The following is a 21947-nucleotide window of genomic DNA, read 5'->3' on the forward strand; positions in this document are numbered from 1 at the left end:
TACCGCAATCCGAGGGATACGGCTCGTTTTCATCGCGCGTTCATGCAGACGGCGGCCGCTATGTGCCGCTGCGCCTGATGCTGGAAGCAGCCCACCTCAAGCCGCCGATTTCGCCCGTTGCAACAGCGGTGCCAGATATCGGCCGGTAAAACTGGCCTTCGACTTCGCGACCTGCTCCGGCGTCCCCTGGGCGATGATCTGCCCGCCGCCGGCTCCGCCTTCCGGACCGAGGTCGATGACCCAGTCGGCGGTTTTGATCACGTCGAGATTATGCTCGATGATGACGACAGTATTGCCCTGATCGCGCAGACGGTGAATCACTTCGAGCAACAGCGCGATATCGTGGAAGTGCAGGCCGGTGGTCGGTTCGTCGAGGATATAGAGTGTCCGACCGGTGTCGCGCTTGCTCAGTTCCAGCGAGAGCTTGACGCGCTGCGCTTCGCCGCCCGACAGCGTGGTCGCCGATTGGCCGAGGCGAATATAGCCGAGCCCGACGTCGAGCAGCGTCTTCAGCTTGCGCGCGACCACCGGCACCGGCCGGAAGAACTCGTGCGCCGACTCGACCGTCAAGTCGAGCACTTCGCTGATGTTCTTGCCCTTGTACTGGATGTCGAGCGTCTCGCGGTTGTAGCGCTTGCCGTGGCAGACGTCGCAGGGCACGTACACGTCGGGCAGGAAGTGCATTTCCACCTTCAGCACGCCGTCGCCCTGGCACGCCTCGCAGCGCCCGCCCTTGACGTTGAACGAGAAGCGGCCGGGATCGTAGCCGCGCTCCTTCGCCGCCGGCACGCCGGCGAACAGTTCGCGGATCGGCGTGAAAAGACCGGTGTAAGTGGCCGGGTTCGAGCGCGGCGTGCGGCCGATCGGCGATTGATCGACGGCGATCACCTTGTCGAAATGCTCCAGCCCTTCGATCGATTCGTAGGGCGCCGGCTCCGTCGCCGAGCCGTACAGGTGTTGCGCGACCGCGTGATAGAGCGTGTCGTTGATGAGCGTCGACTTGCCCGAGCCGGACACGCCCGTGACGCAGGTCAACAGGCCGACCGGCAGGTCGAGCGAGACGTTCTTGAGATTGTTGCCGTACGCCTCGACGATGCGCAGTCGCCGCTCGTCGGGCGCGGTGCGCTCGGCGGGATAGCCGATTCCGCGCTTGCCGGAGAGATACTGGCCGGTGACCGAGTTCGGGTCGTTCTGGACCTGCGCCGGCGTGCCTTGCGCCACGATCACGCCGCCGTGCTCGCCCGCGCCCGGACCCATGTCGACGACGTAATCGGCCATGCGGATCATGTCCTCGTCGTGCTCGACGACGATCACCGAATTGCCGATGTCGCGCAGATGCTTGAGCGTGCCGATCAGCCGGTCGTTGTCGCGCTGATGCAGGCCGATCGACGGCTCGTCGAGCACGTACATGACGCCGGTGAGCCCCGAGCCGATTTGCGACGCGAGCCGGATGCGCTGCGCCTCGCCGCCGGAAAGCGTTTCGGCGCTGCGTTCGAGCGACAGGTAATCCAGCCCGACGTTATTCAAAAACGACAGCCGCGCGACGATTTCCTTCACGACCTTGTCGGCGATTTCGCGCTTCGCGCCTTCGAGCGTGAGCGTCTGGAAATAGCCGAGCGTGTCGCGCAACGGCCAGCCGCTCACTTCGAAGATGCCGCGAGCTTGGTCGCCTGCGCCGACCTTCACGTGACGCGCTTCGCGACGCAGCCGTGTGCCTTCGCAGGCCGGGCACGGCTGGTTGTTCTGGTATTTGGCGAGTTCCTCGCGCACGGCGGTCGAATCGGTTTCACGATAACGCCGCTCCAGATTCGGGATGATCCCTTCGAACGCGTGCTCGCGCACCGAGGTCCGGCCGCGCTCGTTGATGTACGAGAACGGGATGAGCGTCTTGCCCGAGCCGAACAGCAGGATTTTGCGAACTTTCTCGGGCAGATCCTCGACCGCCTGCTCGATGTCGAATTCGTAGAATGCCGCGAGACTTTGCAGCATCTGGAAATAGAACTGATTGCGCCGGTCCCAGCCCTTCACGGCGCCGGCCGCGAGCGACAGCGACGGATGCGCGACCACCCGCTTCGGGTCGAAGAAGGTGATCTGGCCGAGTCCGTCGCACTCCGGACACGCGCCCATCGGATTGTTGAACGAGAAGAGGCGCGGCTCCAGTTCCTGCAGCGAATACGAACAAACGGGGCATGCGAATTTCGAGCTGAAGAGCTTCTCGCGGTCGGTGTCCATTTCGAGCGCGATCGCGCGGCCGTCGGCGAGGCGCAGCGCCGTTTCGAACGATTCCGCGAGCCGCTGCTTCATGTCGGGACGCACTTTCAGCCGGTCGATGACGACGTCGATCGTGTGCTTGTCGTTCTTCTTCAGCTTCGGCAGCGAGTCGACTTCGTAGATTTTCGCGACGCCTTCGTTCGCCGTGCCGCCGCCGGAGCGAATGCGAAAGCGGATGAAACCCTGCGCCTGCATTTCCTCGAACAGTTCGACGTGCTCGCCCTTGCGGTCCGCGACCACGGGCGCGAGGATCATCAGCCTGGTTTCCTCGGGCAGCGCGAGCGCGGCGTCGACCATTTGCGAGACGCTTTGCGCTTCGAGCGGAATGTGGTGATCCGGGCAATACGGCGTGCCGACGCGCGCATACAAAAGGCGTAAATAGTCGTGGATTTCCGTGACGGTGCCGACCGTCGAACGCGGATTGTGCGACGTGGCCTTCTGCTCGATCGAAATGGCGGGCGAAAGGCCCTCGATCAGATCGACGTCGGGCTTTTCCATTAATTGCAGGAATTGCCGGGCGTAAGCGGACAGACTTTCGACATAGCGACGCTGGCCCTCGGCGTAGAGCGTATCGAACGCGAGCGACGACTTGCCCGACCCGGACAGGCCCGTAATCACGATCAGCTTGTGACGCGGCAGGTCGAGACTGACGTTTTTGAGGTTGTGGGTGCGAGCCCCACGAATACGGATTTCTTCCATGAACCGGGCGGAAAGTGAGGGGGCTAAACCTGCTACTATAACGACTTTTCAAGGGCGCCGTACCCGCGCCCGAGAGCGCCAGTCAAGCGCCGGAAGGGCCGCTCGCGGGGCATCCGCGAAGATCCGGCCGGCCGCCGGTGCGCCAGTGCAGTGCGTCCCATATTGTGCCGTTTCGACCGGGAACAAGGCGGCCGCGCCCGGGTTTCATCGAGCTTCTGCGCTTCGGGCCAACGCGTTTCCCTTACATTTCCCGCTTCTGATGTCCAATCCGTCTGCCACGTCTTCACGTCTGAGCGCGCCCGAATTGCGCGCGACCGTGTCGCTCGCCGCGATCTTCGCGCTGCGGATGCTCGGCCTCTTCATGATCATGCCGGTGTTTTCGATCTACGCGAAAACCATCCCCGGCGGCGACAACGCGGTTCTCGTCGGTCTCGCGCTCGGCGCGTACGGCGTCACGCAGTCGATGCTCTATATTTTCTACGGCTGGGTCTCGGACAAGTTCGGCCGCAAGCCGGTCATCGTGTTCGGCCTCGTCGTGTTCGCGATCGGCAGTTTCGTCGCGGCCGTCGGCCATTCGATGACGTGGATCATCGCCGGGCGCGTGATCCAGGGCATGGGCGCGGTGTCGTCGGCGGTGATCGCGTTCATCGCCGATCTCACGTCGGAGGAAAACCGCACCAAGGCAATGGCGATGGTCGGCGCCAGCATCGGCGTGTCGTTCGCGGTGGCGATCGTGGGCGCGCCGATCGTCTTCCATTGGGTCGGCATGAGCGGGCTCTTCACGGTGATCGGCGTGCTGTCGATTCTCGCGGTGGGCGTCGTGCTGTGGATCGTGCCCGATCCGCCGACGCATCCGGTCCACGTGAAGGCGCCGTTCGCCGAAGTGCTGCACAACGTCGAACTGCTGCGCCTCAACTTCGGCGTGCTCGTGCTGCACGCCACGCAGACGGCGCTTTTTCTCGTCGTGCCGCGCATTCTGGAAGCGGGCGGCCTGCCGGTCGCGTCGCACTGGAAGATTTACCTGCCGGTGATGGGACTCGCGTTCGTGATGATGGTGCCCGCGATCATCGCCGCCGAGAAACGTGGAAAAATGAAGAGCGTCATGCTGAGCGCGATCGCGCTTATCCTGATCGGCCAGTTGTTATTGGGCGCCGCTCCTCATACGCTATGGTCGGTGGCCGCGATTCTGTTCGTGTACTTTCTCGGCTTCAACGTGCTGGAGGCGTCGCAGCCGTCGCTCGTATCGAAGCTCGCGCCCGGCACGCGCAAGGGCGCGGCGGCGGGCGTCTACAACACGACTCAGTCGATCGGGCTCGCGCTCGGCGGCGTGATCGGCGGCTGGCTGCTGAAGGTGGACGGGCAAAGCGCGGTCTTCTACGCGTGTTCTGCGCTGGTGCTCGCGTGGCTCGTGGTGGCGGCGAACATGAAGGCGCCGCCGCGCAAGGTCCAGCGCACGGTTTAATCGCAGTCACAGTCAATCGGATTCAAGCCGGCGCGGCGACGAGAAAGCGGAACTTCGGAGCAGCGAAGTCTTTTGCGCATCGTGCGGCGCGGCCGGCGGCAAAGTATCGAATCAACAGGAGAAATCATGGCATCCGTCAACAAGGTCATTCTCGTCGGCAATCTGGGCGCCGACCCGGAAACCCGCTACCTGCCGAGCGGCGACGCCGTAGCCAACATTCGTCTCGCGACGACCGACCGCTACAAGGACAAGTCGTCCGGCGAAATGAAGGAACTCACGGAGTGGCATCGCGTGTCGTTCTTCGGGCGTCTCGCGGAAATCGTGAACGAGTATCTGAAGAAGGGTTCGTCGGTGTATATCGAGGGCCGCATCCGCACGCGCAAATGGACGGATCAGGCGGGGCAGGAACGCTATTCGACCGAAATCGTCGCTGATCAAATGCAGATGCTCGGCGGCCGCGGCGGTTCGGGCGCCGGAGACGACAGCGGATACAGCCGCAGCGCGCCCGCGGAACGCAGCGGCGGTGGCGGCGGTGGTCGCGCGCCCGCGGCCGGCCGTCCGGCAAGTGGCGGCGGCGGATCGAGCCGCCCGAGCGCGCCGGCCGGCGGCGGCTTCGACGAGATGGACGACGACATCCCGTTCTAGCCCGGAACAACTACAGGAACGTAAATGACTCAAGCCCCGCCATTGATTGGTGGGGCTTTTTTCATTGTTGCGTTTTTCGTATGGCGAATACTCTACTTCCTAGAGTGTTCACCATCGAAAAGTGTAAACAGTGACCATGCGCATCCAGCGGCCGAGCACACGAAGCGCGTTCACCGCGTTGAACGACTGCGAGCCGCCGCACACCTGCATGACCGCGAGCGTGCGTCCCTGGGTCGGGCGGATGCCGGCCGACTCCAGCGGGAGCCAGTCGACCTGGTTCTTGAACACAGAGGTGAGCGTGCCGTGACGCTCCGGGCTGCACCACACCTTCCTTCAGGCCACTCGGACAGCTTGCAGTTCGACCACCTTCGGGTGATCGGCCGGCGCGCTGTCGACCATCGGCAAGCCGTGAGGGTCGAACACTCGCGTCTCGGCGCCGAAGGCTTGCAGCAGGCGCTCGGCCTCGAGCGTCAGAAAGCGGCTAAACGACGTTGGACGCAGCGAGCCATACAACAACAAGATCCGGGTGCGTGCGCAGAGGCCGACGGAGGCTGCAGCTTCTCGCTGTCGGGAATGTCTACGTGAGCAGCGTTCAAATTCGGGAGATTCGAATAAATGACTGTGAAGGGCGGTCAGGCGGCTTCGTACCAGCGTTGCGAGCGATTGACGACCCTCACCACCAGCAGCATGACTGGGACCTCGATGAGCACGCCGACAACCGTGGCGAGTGCCGCACCCGAATGAAAACCGAACAGGCTGATGGCCGTGGCGACAGCCAGCTCGAAGAAGTTGCTCGCGCCGATCAGACTCGATGGGCCCGCGACGCAATGCGCCACACCAAGGCGGCGGTTGAGCAGGTAAGCGAGGCCTGAGTTAAAAAACACCTGAATCAGGATCGGCACAGCAAGCATCGCGATGACGAGCGGCTCTCGCACGATCGCTTCGCCCTGAAAACCAAACAGCAGCACGAGCGTCGCGAGCAGTGCGGAAATCGACCACGGACCCAGACGGGTGACTGCGTGTTTGAAGTAGGCTTCGCTGCGGGCGAGCAGATGCTTGCGCAGCCATTGGGCGAGCAGTACCGGAATGACGATGTACAAGCCCACCGAGACGATCAATGTGCCCCACGGCACCGTGATCGAAGACAGCCCGAGCAGCAGCGCCACGAGCGGCGCGAATGCAACGACCATGATCGCGTCATTGAGCGCGACTTGCGAGAGGGTGAAATACGGGTCGCCCTTGCACAGTTGCGACCACACGAAAACCATCGCGGTGCACGGCGCCGCAGCCAGAAGTATCAGTCCAGCGATGTAGCTGTCGAGCTGATCAGCGGGCAGCCATGCGGCAAATACATGTCGTACGAAGATCCAGCCAAGCAACGCCATCGAGAACGGCTTGACGAGCCAGTTCACCAGCAAGGTCACGCCGATGCCGCGCCAATGGCTACCCACCTGCGAGAGCGCAGAGAAGTCGATCTTTACCAGCATCGGAATGATCATCACCCAGATCAGCACGCCTACCGGGAGGTTGACCTGTGAGACTTCCATGCCGCCAATCGCGTGAAAAAGTCCGGGAAAGACCTGTCCGAGGGCGATGCCCGCAACGATGCACAGCGCCACCCAGACCGTCAGGTATCGCTCGAAGAAGCCGATCGCCGGCGAGGCGTTATTGCGCGTGGTGTCCGTCGTGCTCATTTGATTCCTCGACGGGTTGCTGGCCGATCGCGCGCATCTCTTGCTGAATGGCGTTGCGATCGAGTACGTGCAGCGGGAGGTTCACGAACTGGCTGACGCGCGTCATGATCTGCCGATAGACCTTGTTGAAGACTTTGCGCTTCTCCTCGTCGGTGCCCACACATGTAGCCGGATCCTCAAATCCCCAATGCGCGGTAATGGGCTTACCCGGCCAGATCGGGCAGGCTTCGCCGGCGGCCTGATCGCACACGGTGATGACAAAATCCATATGCGGTGCGTCGGGCGCCGCGAACTCGTCCCAGCTCTTGCTGCGCAGCTTCGACGTGTCATAGCCGAGCGCCGCACAGCGCTCGATGGCGAATGGGTTGACAGTGCCGCCAGGGTGACTGCCGGCACTGTACGCCTGGAACTTGCCCTTGCCGAGTACGTTGAAAAGCGCTTCGGCCATAATGCTGCGTGCGCTGTTGCCAGTGCATAAGATCAGGATGGAATACGCCTTGGTGCTCACGAGCGCCTCTGCAAGGTGGCGATGGTTTCGGTGGGGGAGCAACACGCTGCGGCCTCGGCCTCTGCCGAGCGGTCGCGCGACGCTCCATAGACGGGCGCGGATTCGAGCGTATGGAAGGTCTCCCAAGCAACGCCTTGAGGATCGACCGTCCACGCCTTCTCCGAACGGGCGTAGCAGCAGGTCGTATCCTCCTGAACCTGGACGGGGAGACGCGCCGAGGCGAATCGCGCGTTCATCTCAGCGAGTTCGTCGGCGTTCTCGACCTGAATGCCAATGTGATCAACCCCAAGCGGGGCGCCGCGCTGCGAGATGGCGAAATTGACGGCGGGATCCGTCAGCTCCCATTTGCAGTAGTCGGACTTGCTCACCGTCGGCTCAACATTCCCGAACAACGCACTGTAGAAGCGCGCGCTCTCGTTGAGGTCCTGAACCGACACGTGAATATGGATGCGCTTCATGCTGAATCTCCGCAGCAGTTCGACGGATTGCTGGCGTCGCACGGCGCGCCCGCGCAACAGTTCTCCGTCAGAAAGCCAATCAGGCTGTTCATGGTCCCGAAGTTGGCCGAGTAGAAAACATAGCGACCTTCCTGGCGCGCGGTGACGAGCTCCGCGTGCGAAAGATCCTTGAGGTGAAAAGACAGACTCGATGGCGCCAGTCCAACTTGCTGTGCGATCTCGCCGGCGGCCATGCCATCGGGGCCAGCAACGACCAGCGTTCGAAAGACCGCGAGGCGCGATTCATGAGCGAGCGCACCAAGCGCGCGTACAACGAGGTTCGAGTCCATGTTTGCAAGTTGCGTAATGTCCATGTTCGCAACGATAGTCCATTACATTCGATAATTCAAGAAATGTCGAAATTAACGATCTGAGTCCGGCGCGCGCGCGGGCGCTCTCGAATCGAGGGTGTGCACACCTGGCTTGGCCTTCCTCTCGTGGGAAGGTCGATACTGAATGCATCACGCAGGTCTGAAGGCCCGCCCGCCGGACTGCTTCAATCTCGGGAGTGGCGATGAGGTGCTCACTGCACGGCGATGTGTTCGCCGCATTCAAGAGAGCGTGCGAGGAGCAGGAGTTCGAACTGGCCAAGCATTTGTTGCGAGCGCTCGAGGCAATTGCGCGGCAGCAGGCAAACAGTGACCAGCTCGATGCCGCCTATGCACTGCTGACCACGCCATGCGGCCGACCGCTGCGCGTTCACGCCTCTAGGAAGAAAGCTGGGTCGAATTGATCACGATTCGCAGAAAAGGTACCCGCAGGTGGGACCTGCAATCACTTCAACCTCCCGCGCAGACTGCGCATCGACGATCAGTTCAGGGGCGATGCCCTCGGCCGTTGGGTGCCAAATCCTTACAATTGCTCGTCTCGAAACCGACGGCACGCCTGTCCGCAAGCCGTCTGCCGTCGATGTTGACCGAAAGTCGCAACAGAACCGTTCTAAATCGCTACGCATTCTCGAAAAGCACGTGACGTGATCGTCACGGGCTTTTTTTAACTCTCTTTTTGACAAATTCCTATGTGGTCTTAATCGTTGTATTCGAGTCGGAGAAAGGGATTTGTCATCCTTCTTGAAACCACGCGCGCGTTCGTACGCGCCTAAAAAATTGACGAGTCTGTGACAGTTGATATCGATTTTGTCGGATATCCGGCTGAATTTTCAAGCGCGGGCATCGAATAGTCCTTTGCTTATAGGGTGGTCGGCGATGACCTCCTAAATTGGCGTCTCTCTGGACGGACCTCACACGTATGACGGTGGGGAAATAGGACAAATCGTATGGATCACGAAATTACCGGCGTCTACTCTGGCGAAAATCAGCGGCAGGGCGTTTCTTTGCATATGCGTGCTCCTGAGTGGCCTGAAATGAGTCCAACCAGCGCATTTTTTAGGCCATTGATGAAAACGCAATTAATTAAACACACTGTCCTTTGGATTAAAGCTCGGATTGGCGAAAAACAAAATAAGAAACTGAGAGGGCCGCTTTGAAGTTACGTGTTGTGTTGGCGGATGATCATCCGTTCGTGTTACTCGGAATTCGTGCGACGTTCAACACCGACGAGAGCCTGAATATCGTGGGTGAGGCCGTGAACGCCACGGCATTGATTTCGTTACTCAGCACCACGCCTTGTGATGTGCTCGTGACCGATTTCGCCATGCCGGAGCAAGGTCCGCAGCCGGAGGACGGCCTGCGTCTGATTCGCCGCGTGTGCCGGGATTGGCCCGCCATTCGTATCGTCGTGCTCACGAGCATGAGCAATGTCGCGATCCTGCGTTCGATCCTGAACGCCGGCGCGCTCAGCCTGCTCAACAAAGTCGAGTCGATGGACGAACTGGCCGCCGCTGTCCGCTTTGCGGGCGTCGGGCGACGGTATCTGAGTACGTCCATCGTTGCGGCTCTGGCGGTCGCGGGTGCGGAAACAGACGCGCTCGCGGAAGGGCCGCGGCTTTCGCCGCGAGAGCTGGAGGTCGTCCGGATGTTCGCGAGCGGAATGTCGATCACCGAGATCGCCCGGGAACTCGATCGCGATGTTCGCACGATCAGCCGCCAGAAACGTGATGCGATGAGCAAGCTCGGCGTGCGCAACGATCCTGGCTTGTTTGCGTTCGCGCGTGCCCACGGCTTGACCTGAAGTTATGAAAATTCTTAGCAGTTTTGGGACGTGTCTTCCGTTCGAGGATGCGTCGATGTCTGATGCTTACGCGCGTTATATCCCGCGGCGTCCAAGCTTCATTGTGTTCTGGGCGACGAAGGTAATCCAGAAAACACCCGGAATGAGGAGCGGGTAAATGCATGCGTTCAATAATAGAATCCGACTCGCGGTAGCAGACGACCATCCGCTCGTCATCCTCGCCATCGAGAAATTGATTGCCAACATTCCGAACATCGAGATCGTGTGTCGGGCAAAGGATGCAACCGAGCTAGTAGAAGCGCTCGCGACTGTCGAGTGCGACGTCGTGATCATGGATTTCTTCATGCCCGGCGGAAAGTACGGCGACGGCCTCGCCCTCATCAAGCACCTCACGAGCCGTCATCCTCAGGCGGCGAAAGTCGTTCTGTCGATGATGACCGACGCCGATCTGATCGGGCAGGCGCTCGAAGCAGGCGCGAATGCGGTCGTCAGCAAGCAGGACCGGCTCGAGCTGATTTACGTTGCCATCGTCACCATACTGGCGCAGGAGGACTACCTCGGGCCGTCCGTGCGCGCGCTGCTCGCTGACGCGAACGTGGCGAATCGCGTGGATCTGATCCGCAAAAAGCTGACGCGCCGGGAACTCGATGTGATCGCGCGCTACGCAAAGGGTGGAAACGTGACGGAAATCGCGAGAGAACTCGGGCGCAGCGTGAAAACGATCAGCGCGCAAAAATGCGCGGCCATGCGCAAGCTCGATCTGTCGACGGACGCGGAGCTTTACCGATTCGCCTTTGACAGCGGACTCGTGCAACTGCGCCGGACGTAGGTTCGCATGAACCCGCGTTCCGCGCGGGCAATCATGGATTCATGCGGCGAGCTGGACGGAGACAAGAGGCGGTCCAGATAGAAGCTCGTCGTTTCGATGCACCGACAACAACAAAAACAATGGATAAGAAAATCCGAGTCATTGTTGCCGACGATCATCCGGTGGTCCTGGATGGAATTTGTGCGTATCTGCGACAAGACCGGCGGGTCGAGGTCGTGGCGACCGCCAGGGACGCGGCGGGGCTCGCCACGCTTGTTTCAGACGTCCCGTGCGACTTTGTGTTTTCGGACATCGGCATGCGGGGCGTGAACGGCGAGAGCAACTCGATCGCGTTCCTCAAGCGATTGGTCCGGCAGGTGCCCCGTCCCCATATCGTCGCAGTCACCATGATCGCGCATGCGCAGATGCTGGCAGGGTTGCTCAACCTGGGCGTGGAAGGCGTCGTCGACAAGCGCGACACACTGCCTTCGTTGAGCGAGGCAATCACGGCGATCAGCGGCGGGCGGCGATTCGCGTCGGCGCACGCAAGCGAGTTGCTGGCCGCCGAGCCGGCGTGGGCGCCCGCCCGTGCCGGCACCTTGAGCGCGCGCGAGTGGGAAGTCTTTCGACTATACGCGAGCGGCATGCGCATGGCAGAGATCGCGCGCCAGTTCGGACGTAGTAACAAAACGATCGCCACGCAACGACGCAGCGCCGTGCGCAAGTTGGGTCTAGAAAACGAGTTCGAGTTGATCGCCTATTTGCAGCAGATCGGACTCGCCTGAATGCTGCATTCGGATGCCCCATATCAATGATAAGACCTTATTCGGATCAATCTGATGTTGCGGATCGTGATGTCTCGTCAAACTCTTGGTTTCACTATCTTGATGCCTGCGCGGACGCATTTCGCTTCCGATGCTGGATCGCTTGTGGCCGATGACCCCGACGAATAACCTGATTGGAAGACTGACAGCAGAATGTGCGGGAACCTTCTGGCTCGTTTTCATGGGTTGCGGCTCCGGCGTGCTCGCCTCCGGCTATTTCGCCTCTTACCCGGGACTCTTGGGACAACCCTTGATGTTCGGGTTCGCTTTCATTACGGCTTCCTATGTACTCGGTCCTGTCTCGGGCGCCCATTTCAATCCCGCTGTGACAGTCGGGTTCGCGGCGGCCAATCGCTTTCCGGTCAGCGACCTCGTGCCCTATATTCTCGCGCAGGTCGTCGGCGCGATCGCGGGTGCCGGTTTGCTCTACCTCTTGATGCGCGCAAGACCGGGCTTTGAGTTCTATCAGTCGGGTCTTGGCGCGAACGGATTCGACAGTCACTCGCCGGGAAGCTTCACGCTACAGGCCGCATTTATCGTCGAAGCGGCAATGAGCTTTGTGTTCGTGACGATGAACCTGGTGCTCGCCGGAAGACGTGCCTCTAGCATGTGCAGTCCGTTTGCCATCGGGCTGGCGCTGATCATGATCTACGCCTTTACGATGCCCGTCACCGGCGGATCAATCAATCCGGCGCGCTCGACGGGACCCGCACTCATCACAGGCGGCTGGGCGCTAGACGAACTGTGGCTGTTCTGGGCGGCGCCGCTTACGGGCGGCGTGCTCGCCGGCCTGTGCTACCCGGTCTTCCATCGCGAATTGGCAAGCGTCGAAGCACGCGGCCGCGCGCATGAGGTCAACGACGTGCCGCTGCACTAGCGCTTCGAGTTGATAAGCGCCATGTCGACACTCCGGTCTTTTCTCTCCGCTTCGAGCGTGGCGCGCTGTTGGGCGCGACTCGTGCTCGTCGCGATGTTGTTCCCCGCAACGCTGTTCGCGCATGTCGATCCGACACAGGCGATCAGCGCCAGCCGGTCGCTCAAGGACTACACGGTCCTCAACGTCGGCGTCCTGTCGGCGGGTGCCGATTCGTCCGTCACGATGCGCGATGGTCAGCCCGCCGGCACGAGCATCGACGTGCTTCGCGAACTCACCGGCCCCAACGTCCGTTTCGACGCACGCAGCTATGCGACGATGGCCGACCTGATCCAGGCAGCGTGTGCGGGCGAGATCGATGTGATCGCGAACGTCTCGCGTGCGGCCGACCACGATGACTGCCTGACCTTCACCGTCCCGTATTCCTACAGTCAGTCCGTGATGATCGGACGCACCGCCGACTTCGCCAAGATGACGCAAGGCGGAATGCGACAGCCTGTCGTCGCCGTGGAAGAGGGCTATGCACTCGAGCGGCTGATTCGCGAGCGCATGCCCAATGCGAAGTTCCGGACCTTTCGCGATGAACGTCAGGCATTGCAGGCAGTCGTCCGGAACGGCGCCGATCTGTATTTCGGAATCGCGCCGGGCGCGGCCCGTCTCCTCGATTCACCGGAATTCGCGTCCCTCGGCCTCGTGCAGACTGAAAGCGGCGAGCTCAATGAGTCGCGCTTTGCTGTTCCATCTAAACACGTCTCGCTGCGCAACGACCTCAACGAACGCCTTCTCGCGTTGGATGCCGACCGGCTGCATTCCATCCACCCGGTTTCATCGGAACGACAGGATCGCGGCAGGCTTTCGGGCAAGCCTCTGGTTCTGAGCGCCGCCGAGCGACACTATCTGTCCTCGTTGCCTGCGGTCAGCGTGGGGTTCGATGCCGACTGGGCGCCCTTCAGCTACGTCGATTCGAACGGACACGCGAGCGGAATCGGCGCGGCATATCTCGCGTACCTTTCGAAGACGCTCGGCGTGACGTTCGATCGACGCGCCTACGCGGATTCGGCCGCTGTCGCACGTGCGCTCGCGCGCGGCGACGTCGACATGATCTTTACCGCCGAGCGCGTCCGGGACTCGGCGTCCGGTAACGTCCTGACCGATCCGCGCGACCAATATCCACTCGTCATTGTGGGGCGGCATGGTCAGGCCGTCGTGAAGAGCCTCGACGATCTGCCGTTGCCGCGCATTGCAGTGAGCAAACGCCTCGCGGCGGACGGCGAACTGCGAGGTCTTGCTCCGCACGCCGAGTTCGTCGTCGTGCCGAAACTGAACGACGCGCTCGAGCGCGTGGCGAATGGCGAGGCCGATGCCGCAGTCGGAGACCTGGCGTCTATCGACGTGGCGCTGTCGTCGCAATACGGCGAGACGCTCAAGATCGTGGGTCCGACGGGCACGTTCGAGCACATCGGCTTCGCTGTGCGGCCGCAGTCGTCGCAACTGGCGACGCTCATCGACCGCGCTCTGGACGCCATGCCGGAGGCCGAAAGGCAGAAAATCAATGTCGCTCGGCAGGCCGCGCTCGGCGACCCGCAAAGCGGATGGAGCGTCAATGCGCTGCGGCTCTTGCCTGCGCTCATCGCGGTCGCGGTCGTGCTGCTCGTCACGCTGCGCGCCTTCGTTCTCCTGCAGCGCGAAATGACCCGGCGCGTCGAGATGGAAGAGCGCCTCGCCACGCAATTGAGCTTCCAGCGCACGATGATGGAAGTCGTGCCGTATCCGCTCGTCGCGAAGGATTTGCAGAACCGCTATATCGCCGTCAATCGCGCTTTCGAGGAAGCGCTCGGCGTGCGACGCGAAGAGATCATCGGCCGCACGTCGGTCGAATGCATGCCCTGGGGCGCGAACCAAAGCAAGCAGATGCACGAACTCGCGGCACTGAGCATCGCGACCGATAAGCGCCAGCAAGTCGAACTGGAATTTCGCGATCGCCACGGTCAGGCGCGTCACGGGCTCTTCTGGACCAGCACGTTCACGTCCGCGGATGGTGCGATGGCGGGTATCGTCGGCACGATGGTCGATATCACCGACATTCGCGACGCGGAAATGCGCGCGCGAGAAAACGAGCGGCGGCTGCACGATGTCACGCGCTCGCTGCCGGCCGTCGTTTTCCAGTTGCGCCGCGCGCCCGACGGCACCTACAACTTCCCCTACATCGGCGGCGATACGCGGCCGCTGTTCGGCGTCGATCTGTCGAGGCCCGACGAGAACCAACTGGGCTGTCTGTCGCAGATTCATCACGAAGATGAGGGCACGCTTCGCGAGGTCATCGAGCGCTCGGCTTTCACGCTCGAACCGGTGCACGCGGAATTCCGCTCGAACGGCGATCGCGGCGAGCGCGGCGAGCGTTGGGTGCGCGCGGTTCTCGCAGCACGCCGTGAAGACGACGGCGCCGTCGTCTGGAGCGGATACTGGGTCGATGCGAGCGTCGAGCGTGCGCGAGCCGACGAACTCGCGCGCGCCCGCGATACGGCCGAAGCAGCGTCGCGGGCGAAGGACGACTTCCTCGCGATGATGAGCCACGAAATCCGCACACCGATGAATGGCGTGCTGGGGCTTGTCGAAGTGATCGAGAACACGCCGCTCAATCCCGACCAGGCGCAGATGCTCGGCATGATCCAGGATTCCGCAAGCGCGCTTTTGCAAATCCTGGACGACCTGCTGGACTATTCGAAGATCGAAGCGGGGCGACTCAGCATCGAGTCGATGCCGATCGACCTGCGCGAACTGGTCGACAACGCCGTGGGACTGCTCGCAGGCCGCGCCCACGAGAAGGGATTGCGCGTGCGTTGCGACGTCGCGCCGGACGTCGCGGCGAGTGTCCGGGGCGACAGCGTGCGCTTGCGTCAGGTGCTGTTCAATCTCATGAGCAACGCCATCAAGTTCACGATGAAAGGCGAAGTCGCGTTGTCCGTGCGGATGGCCGAGGATCGCCATGACGAGCAGGTGCTCGAACTGTGCGTGGAAGATAGCGGCATCGGCATCTCGCCCGACGCGCAGGCGAGCCTCTTCGAGCCATTCGTGCAGGCCGAGACCTCGACGACGCGGCGTTTCGGCGGCACGGGTCTCGGGCTGACGATCTGCCACAAGCTCGTGGAACTGATGGGCGGCACGCTCCATCTCGAGAGCGAAGTCGGCGTCGGCACGCGCATGACCGTGCGGCTCGCGATGCCGGTGGAAACGCCGCACTACCAAATCGACGGCTTGCGCGGCAAGCAGGCGCTCATCGCGATCGACGACGCGCGGGTGGCGCGAGCGCTCGTCGACTACGCGCAGGCGCTCGGACTCGTGATGCGCATCATGTCCCGAAACGATCCCGTGCTCCAGCGCCCGGAGACGTTCGACGGCGTCGAACTCGTGTTCCTGAGCGATGCGCATAAGGAACCGCTGCCCGTGAAGTCTCGCGTCATCCACGTGACGGAAAAGCCGAAGCCGACCGGCTACCGCATCCTCGACAACGACATCCGCGTGAGCGTGAACCCCATCTCGTGGCGCGGACTGGGTGCGGCGTGCGTGGCTGCGATGACCGGCTTGCCGCAGATCGTCTCGCATGCGACCGGCGGCGCCGAAGCGCCCATGGAAGCGCCCGACCGCGAGAAGGCGTTGAAGAGCGGCAGGCTCGTGCTCGTCGCCGAGGATCATCCGGTGAACCAGGAGCTGATCCGGCATCAGTTGTCGCTTCTCGGATTTGCGTGCGACGTCGTGCACGATGGCGTGGAGGCGCTGATCGCACTGAAGAATACGCGCTATGGCTTCCTGATCACCGACTGCCATATGCCGAACATGACGGGCTACGAACTGGCGCGGCGAGTCCGGGCATCGGAACTCGGCATGGAGAAGCGGCTGCCGATTCTCGGCATCACCGCGAGCACGGCGCCGGAAGAACTCACGATGTGCCGTGAGGCGGGCATGGACGACTGTCTCGTCAAGCCGACCCGGCTCGCTACGTTGCGCGATCATCTGAACCGGTGGCGTGCTCCGGAGGGGCCGGAGGCCGTCGTCCAGGCGATCGAGACGCGCGCGCCGGTGGCAAGCCTCTTGTATGAGTCGAGCGAGGATCTCGATCTGACGTATATGACCCAGCTTTGGGGAAGCGAATCGACGGTGAAGGCGCTGCTTCATTCGTTCGTCTCGTCGTTTCGGGACGACCTCGCGGCGCTCAGGCCGCTGCTGGACGATGGCTCGATCGAGCGACTGCGCGAGTGGCACCATCGTGTGCTTGGCGCAGCGAGCGTCCTGCAGTATCGGCCGCTGCTCGAGGCGCTGGAGGTATTCAGGCGCGACTTGTGCAACAAGGCGCCGGCGCGTCGTCGCGAGGACGGCATTGCGCTGATCGCACGCTGCGAGATCCTTCTCGAGCGCCTTGACGCGCGTTGCAGTGCTTTGGCGTAGAAGCGCGAATGGGAATAGCTGGCGAATGAACGCGGCCAAACGGCCGCGTTTTCATATTCGTTTGCGTGGAGGCGAGGGTCAGCAGACGACCGGCGGCGGCTGCATCTGCGCCGCCGTGTCGCTGCGAAAGTAGGCGAGCGCGAAGTCGACGAACGAGCGCGTCTTCGCCGACACATGCCGCCTTCCCGGATAAACCAGCGAGACTTCCTTGTCCGCGTCCTTCACCGAGAACCCGGGCAAAAGACGCACGAGCGCGCCGCTTTCGATGTCGCTCGCGACATGGCTTTCCGGCAACACGGCGACGCCCATTCCCACTATCGCTGCCTGACGCAGCATCTGCGAATTGTTGACCGTATAGGCCGGATCGAGCGAGACCTCTTCGTCGTCGCCCGAGGACGAGATGAACGTCCACATCGCGCCGTGAATGTCGGGCGATGGCGCGAGAAACGTGTGCGTCGCGAGACAGGAAGGGCGCGTCGGCGTGCCGTGCCGCTCGAGATAGGCCGGCGCGGCGACGACCGCCGGCGTCACCTTGAAGAGCGGGCGGTTGATGAGCGTGCCGCTATTGATGAGCCGCGGCACGACGATGCCGACGTCGAACCCCTCGTCGACCAGATCCACCGGGCGATGCAGCAAGGTGAGACGCAGCTTCACGTTTGGATAGCGCTCGCGATAGGCGCCGAGCAGCGGCGTCAGACCCAGCAGCGAAAACGAAGCCGAAGCGACCAGCCGGAGCGTGCCTGAAGGATCGGTCGAACTGCTCGAAATGGCGGCCTCGATCTCCTCGAGCTGGTCGATCACCGCCTTGCAGGAGAGCGCGTAGGTGCGTCCCGCTTCGGTCAGCGAGACGCTGCGCGTGGTGCGGTTCAGAAGGCGCGTGTTGAGGTGCGCTTCGAGCAACGCGACGTAGCGCGTGATGACCGCGTTGGACAATTCGAAGCTCGCGGCGGCGCGCCCGAACGAGCCCGACTCGGCGACTTTCAGAAAGACGCGGATGGCTTGCAAGTGATTCATGGTCGTGCCTGCTAGGACGTACGATGGAGCGCCATCGGAGGGGTGCCGCGTTGGGGTTTGGAAGGGCATCGGTAGGCGCTGTATCGATGCGCGCGCGATGGTAGGTGGGAGCTGCGTGTGTGTGAATACGACTATTCCGAAGTCGTCGGCGTGTCGCAGACAAACCACTGTGGCATGCACGCAACTCGAATCAATAATTCGGAATGCAGAAGTTATTTAAAGATAGACGCAAGTCTATGGGAAGTCAGGGTTTCCACGTATCAAAATTGCATTATTTGATTTATTCGAAAGGATTTTTGTGCGTCCTTTGGTAGTGGTAGGAATTGCCTGCGCCATAAACTTTGGTCTGCCGAATAACGGTGTCCGGGAAGCAACCGGAGGCGCGGTGCTCAGTGGTTTGCCAGGCGAATCGCCGTGCGAAGCAACGCCGCGTTGAGCAACCAAATCGAGTCGCGAGACTCATTCAAAGGATCACACATGAAAAAGACTCTGATTGTGGCGGCCGTATCCGCTTCGTTCGCCACTGCCGCGAGTGCGCAGAGCAGCGTGACGCTGTACGGCCTCATCGATGCAGGTTTTGCTTACACGAACAACGTGGCAAACACGGGCGCTGGCCCGGATCAACAGGTGTCGAAGTTCGGCATGACGAGCGGCAACCTGCAAGGCAGCCGTTGGGGCCTGCGCGGTCAGGAAGACCTGGGTGGTGGCCTGAAAGCCGTCTTCACGTTGGAAAACGGATTTAACATCACGAATGGCACGGCTTCCCAAGGTGGCCGTCAGTTCGGCCGTCAGGCGTACGTCGGCCTGTCGAGCGCAACTGCAGGTACCGTGACGCTCGGTCGCCAGTACGACTCCGTCGTCGACTATCTGGGCCCGATCACGTCGAACGGCAGCTGGGGCGGCACGTATTTCTCGCATCCGTTCGATAACGACAACACGAACAACTCGTTCCGTGTGAACAACGCGATCAAGTATCAGAGCGTGAATTACGGCGGCTTCACGTTCGGCGGCGTGTACGGCTTCTCGAACGACGCAGGCGGCTTCGCCAACAACCGCGCTTACAGCGCCGGCATGCAGTATGCCAACGGCCCGTTCAAGATCGCGGCAGCTTACCTGCAAACGCAAGGTGCAGGCGCTGCGGCAGCCGATGGCACGATCGTTGGCGCGATCGCTGATCCGGTGCTCGCGTCGGACAGCCGCCGCACGCGTACGTACGGCGTGGGTGCAAACTACTCGGTCGGCGCGCTGGTGTTCGGCGGCGTGTGGACGCAGACTCGCCTCGACGAGTCGGCGTTGTTCGGCAACGGCAGCTTCAACAACTTTGAGTTGAACGCCCGCTACAACGTCACGCCGGCACTTGCACTGGGCGGCGCCTACACGTACACCCGCGCAAGGTTCGACGGAGTGAACGACGACCATCGGTACGCTTACCATCAGTTCGGTTTGCAAGCCGACTACCTGCTGTCGAAGCGCACTGACATCTACGCAGAAGGCGTCGTGCAGACCACGCGCTCGGGCGTTCAGGCGCAAATCGCCGGCACCGATCCTTCGTCGAGCAACCACCAGGTCGTGGTGTCGGCTGGTATCCGTCACCGCTTCTAAAGCGGTTTGATCTGTAAGCAGTAGCAGAAATGCAAAAGGGCGCCGCAAGGCGCCCTTTTGCATTGCGGCCGTCGACAATGCGCGATGCCGCGGCAATCGGCCGATGCAGCCCCAAATGCTCTACCATGCAGACGAAGGCCGCGTGCTTCACCCTCAGGCGGCCCATTCGCCGTCAGGAGAAGAAGCATGAAACAAGGATTCAGACCGTATTTCGGCTTGGCGATCGCGCTGATGTTTTCACTGTCGACATCCACGGCTGTGCTTGCCGAGACGGTACCGCTGAAGGCGAATCTGCAACCGTCGGCCGAAGTGCCGCCGCGCGTGAGCAAGGGACATGGCATCGTCGACGCACAATTCGATACCACCACCAAGACGCTGACGTGGACTGCCAGCTACGACGAGCTCTCCGGCCCGGTCACGATGGCGCATTTTCACGGCCCCGCGCCCGTTGGGCAGAACGCCAAGCCGCAAGTGACGGTCGACAAGAGCGCGCTCGCGAGTCCGATGAAGGGGCAGGCCACGCTCACCGACCAGCAAATCACGGATCTGATGGCCGGCCAGTGGTACTTCAACATCCACACAGCCGAGAATCCATCGGGCGAAATTCGCGGACAGGTCGTCCCGGCAAACTGACGCGGCATCGATGCCGACACACGAGCAACACGACGCGGAGCGTTCCGAATGAGCTGGCAAAGTGCGCTGGCGTGCTGGATCGTGCGTCGCCGATTGCGGCCGGAGACGGCGAAGCCGGTGATCGACGTTGCGCGCGCGCGCGCGTACGCGGCGCGGCGCGTCTGGGCGCCGAAAGTCCCGGCCGGCTGGCGCCTGACGGAACACTATGCCGCCCGCGACCTCCCGCTGCGGGGCGAGTGGCTGACGCCGGACACCGTCGCCGCGAAGCAAGCCACCATCTTGTATCTGCACGGCGGCGGCTATTATTTCTGTTCGCCGCGCAGCCATCGGTCGGTGGTCTTCCCGCTTGCCACGCTCGCACGCGCGCGCGCTTTTTCCCTCGACTATCGGCTCGCGCCGGAACACCGCTTCCCGTGCGCGCTCGACGACGCCGTCGCCGCCTACCGCCGTCTGCTTGCCGACGGCATTCCGGCCCGGTCGATCGCGATTGCCGGCGATTCGGCCGGCGGCGGTCTTGCGCTCGCGATGCTCCACGCGTTGCGCGACGCGTCCGACCCGCTGCCCGCCTGCGCGGTGCTGTTTTCGCCCTGGACGGACCTCGCCTCGACGGGCGCATCCATCGTGACCAACGACGGTCGCGATCCGATGTTCCACGGCGCGGCCCTCGCACGCGCGGCGAAGCTCTATCTGGGCGATGCCGATCCGAAAAATCCCGGCGCGTCGCCGCTATACGGCCGTTTCGACGATCTTCCGCCGCTCCTGATCCAGGCCGGCGACACCGAAGTCCTGCTCGACGATTCCGTGCGCGTCGCGGAAAAAGCGCGCGCGGCGGGCGTGATCGTCGATCTCGAAATCTGGAGGAACGTGCCGCACTGCTTTCAGCTTTGCGCGCCCTTCATGCCCGAAGCGAACCGGGCGCTCGCCCGCGCGGCGGCGTTCATCCGCGAAACCACGAGCGGCAAGGCGCCTCACCGGCTGCCTGAAACGTCGATCGTCTGATACGCGCGCTCGACGGCCAGTTGGCCGTACTGCCGCTCGAGCCTGCGCACGGCGAAGTGGCCGTGCGCCATCTGCTGGAAGTGGTCGATGAAGACGGTGTTCACCATCGCGCCGAGCACCGCGCCGATCGCCGGAATCGACTTGGCCGCGACCTGTTCGCTGACCTGTACCGAAAAGCGCGACGCGATCGTGTGCAGGAACTTGATGAGCGCCGTCGATCCGTGGCTGCTCAAACCCTTCGCGGCGATCTCGTTCGTCGCGCGCGACACCGACTGCGCCAGCGCGCCGCGCACGATGAAATAGCCGATGTCGGCGTTGTCGTCGCTTTTGGCCGGGCCGCCCATGCCGAGCACCATCATGCATTGCAGTTGCGTGTCGATGCGATGGATGTCCTCGCCCTCGCTGCGCGCGATATCGCAGATGGAACGAAACATCAGCGTCGTCGTGACCGGCAGCTCGACCGGCAGCGCGAAAAGTCCGAACGCGCCGCCCGCGGCGCCGGTCGTCGCGACGGCCAGCTTGTGCATCAGGTTGTGCGGCTTGTCGGGCGGCGGCGCCATCAGCGAATCGTGCGGCCCGGTTTTGCCGAGCGTGCGCAGCGCGAGTTGCAGGCATTTGCGAAGCGCGACCTGCGTGGCTTCGTCGATTTTCTCCTGCGCGACGCCGGGCATTTTCGCCATCAGTTTTTCGATCGGCGCGCCGACGACGCTCGCGAGCTTCATCGTCAGCGACGGGCTTTCGAGCGCGTCCTTTGCGCGGCGAAGCGACTCGAGATCATCGGCGGAAAGGGGCGTGGTGGCGATCGGCGTGGGTTCCATTTTTGGCTTCTTGAAATAGTAAAAGA

19 protein-coding genes and 1 pseudogene are annotated in these 21947 nt (G+C 62.4%); 12 read left to right on the forward strand and 8 right to left on the reverse strand.

All coding sequences use genetic code 11. The annotated features are described in order from the left end of the window. Positions 1-96 precede the first annotated feature (96 nt). Positions 97-2970, reverse strand: coding sequence for an excinuclease ABC subunit UvrA (uvrA, locus tag AWB66_RS05895; RefSeq protein ID WP_087629324.1), 2874 nt, complete (start codon positions 2968-2970; stop codon positions 97-99). Between the two features lie 259 nt (positions 2971-3229). Here uvrA and AWB66_RS05900 point away from each other — a divergent pair, with 259 nt between their 5' ends. Together AWB66_RS05900 and AWB66_RS05905 are read left to right on the forward strand one after the other, a co-directional pair. Next, positions 3230-4432, forward strand: coding sequence for an MFS transporter (locus AWB66_RS05900; protein ID WP_087629325.1), 1203 nt, complete (start codon positions 3230-3232; stop codon positions 4430-4432). Positions 4433-4558: 126 nt separating this feature from the next. After that, a complete protein-coding gene (locus AWB66_RS05905) occupies positions 4559-5077 on the forward strand; it encodes a single-stranded DNA-binding protein (protein ID WP_087629326.1) in 519 nt (172 codons plus the stop codon). Positions 5078-5185: 108 nt separating this feature from the next. Here AWB66_RS05905 and AWB66_RS05910 read toward each other — a convergent pair. From AWB66_RS05910 to AWB66_RS05930, 5 genes and pseudogenes are all read right to left on the reverse strand, one after another. Beyond that, positions 5186-5596, reverse strand: a pseudogene (locus AWB66_RS05910) (NAD(P)H-dependent oxidoreductase). A gap of 113 nt (positions 5597-5709) precedes the next feature. Then, the gene (gene arsB / locus AWB66_RS05915) at positions 5710-6771 is read right to left on the reverse strand and encodes an ACR3 family arsenite efflux transporter (protein WP_087629327.1); all 1062 of its coding nucleotides are present in this window, start codon (positions 6769-6771) and stop codon (positions 5710-5712) included. Next, complete coding sequence (locus tag AWB66_RS05920) at positions 6743-7279, reverse strand: arsenate reductase ArsC (protein WP_087629328.1); 537 nt, start codon at positions 7277-7279, stop codon at positions 6743-6745. Before AWB66_RS05920 ends, arsB begins: the two co-directional genes overlap by 29 nt. Beyond that, entirely contained in the window at positions 7276-7737 is a 462-nt protein-coding gene (locus AWB66_RS05925) for an ArsI/CadI family heavy metal resistance metalloenzyme (RefSeq protein ID WP_087629329.1), read from the reverse strand. Before AWB66_RS05925 ends, AWB66_RS05920 begins: the two co-directional genes overlap by 4 nt. Next, the gene (locus tag AWB66_RS05930; RefSeq protein ID WP_087629424.1) at positions 7734-8066 is read right to left on the reverse strand and encodes an ArsR/SmtB family transcription factor; all 333 of its coding nucleotides are present in this window, start codon (positions 8064-8066) and stop codon (positions 7734-7736) included. Before AWB66_RS05930 ends, AWB66_RS05925 begins: the two co-directional genes overlap by 4 nt. A gap of 224 nt (positions 8067-8290) precedes the next feature. On the opposite strand from AWB66_RS05930, the gene AWB66_RS05935 reads away from it, so the two are divergent. The 7 genes from AWB66_RS05935 (at position 8291) to AWB66_RS05960 (ending at position 16855) form a co-directional block, all read left to right on the forward strand. Continuing rightward, the gene (locus tag AWB66_RS05935) at positions 8291-8509 is read left to right on the forward strand and encodes a hypothetical protein (RefSeq protein WP_087629330.1); all 219 of its coding nucleotides are present in this window, start codon (positions 8291-8293) and stop codon (positions 8507-8509) included. Positions 8510-9052: 543 nt separating this feature from the next. After that, entirely contained in the window at positions 9053-9262 is a 210-nt protein-coding gene (locus tag AWB66_RS32825; RefSeq protein ID WP_125469663.1) for a hypothetical protein, read from the forward strand. Positions 9263-9273: 11 nt separating this feature from the next. Continuing rightward, complete coding sequence (locus AWB66_RS05940) at positions 9274-9906, forward strand: response regulator (RefSeq protein ID WP_087629331.1); 633 nt, start codon at positions 9274-9276, stop codon at positions 9904-9906. A gap of 157 nt (positions 9907-10063) precedes the next feature. Next, the gene (locus tag AWB66_RS05945) at positions 10064-10735 is read left to right on the forward strand and encodes a response regulator (RefSeq protein WP_087629332.1); all 672 of its coding nucleotides are present in this window, start codon (positions 10064-10066) and stop codon (positions 10733-10735) included. Positions 10736-10854: 119 nt separating this feature from the next. Then, positions 10855-11499, forward strand: coding sequence for a response regulator (locus AWB66_RS05950; RefSeq protein ID WP_087629333.1), 645 nt, complete (start codon positions 10855-10857; stop codon positions 11497-11499). Between the two features lie 151 nt (positions 11500-11650). Continuing rightward, entirely contained in the window at positions 11651-12415 is a 765-nt protein-coding gene (locus AWB66_RS05955; protein ID WP_087629425.1) for an aquaporin, read from the forward strand. A gap of 21 nt (positions 12416-12436) precedes the next feature. After that, entirely contained in the window at positions 12437-16855 is a 4419-nt protein-coding gene (locus tag AWB66_RS05960) for an ATP-binding protein (RefSeq protein ID WP_087629334.1), read from the forward strand. Positions 16856-16933: 78 nt separating this feature from the next. On the opposite strand, the gene AWB66_RS05965 is transcribed toward AWB66_RS05960, so the two are convergent. Continuing rightward, complete coding sequence (locus AWB66_RS05965; protein WP_087629335.1) at positions 16934-17869, reverse strand: LysR family transcriptional regulator; 936 nt, start codon at positions 17867-17869, stop codon at positions 16934-16936. A gap of 477 nt (positions 17870-18346) precedes the next feature. On the opposite strand from AWB66_RS05965, the gene AWB66_RS05970 reads away from it, so the two are divergent. The 3 genes from AWB66_RS05970 (at position 18347) to AWB66_RS05980 (ending at position 21103) form a co-directional block, all read left to right on the forward strand. Further along, on the forward strand, positions 18347-19471 hold the full coding sequence (locus AWB66_RS05970) for a porin (protein ID WP_087629336.1): 1125 nt from the start codon (positions 18347-18349) through the stop codon (positions 19469-19471). Between the two features lie 231 nt (positions 19472-19702). After that, a complete protein-coding gene (locus AWB66_RS05975) occupies positions 19703-20104 on the forward strand; it encodes a CHRD domain-containing protein (protein ID WP_407642269.1) in 402 nt (133 codons plus the stop codon). A 48-nt stretch (positions 20105-20152) separates the two neighbouring features. Next, positions 20153-21103 (forward strand): alpha/beta hydrolase, encoded by a 951-nt coding sequence (locus tag AWB66_RS05980; protein WP_087629338.1) that lies wholly within the window; start codon positions 20153-20155, stop codon positions 21101-21103. On the opposite strand, the gene AWB66_RS05985 is transcribed toward AWB66_RS05980, so the two are convergent. After that, on the reverse strand, positions 21073-21921 hold the full coding sequence (locus AWB66_RS05985; RefSeq protein WP_087629339.1) for an EcsC family protein: 849 nt from the start codon (positions 21919-21921) through the stop codon (positions 21073-21075). The two genes, AWB66_RS05980 and AWB66_RS05985, sit on opposite strands and share 31 nt — an antisense overlap. Positions 21922-21947: the final 26 nt, after the last annotated feature.

It is taken from the genome of Caballeronia telluris, assembly GCF_001544495.1.
Classification (GTDB): domain Bacteria; phylum Pseudomonadota; class Gammaproteobacteria; order Burkholderiales; family Burkholderiaceae; genus Caballeronia; species Caballeronia telluris.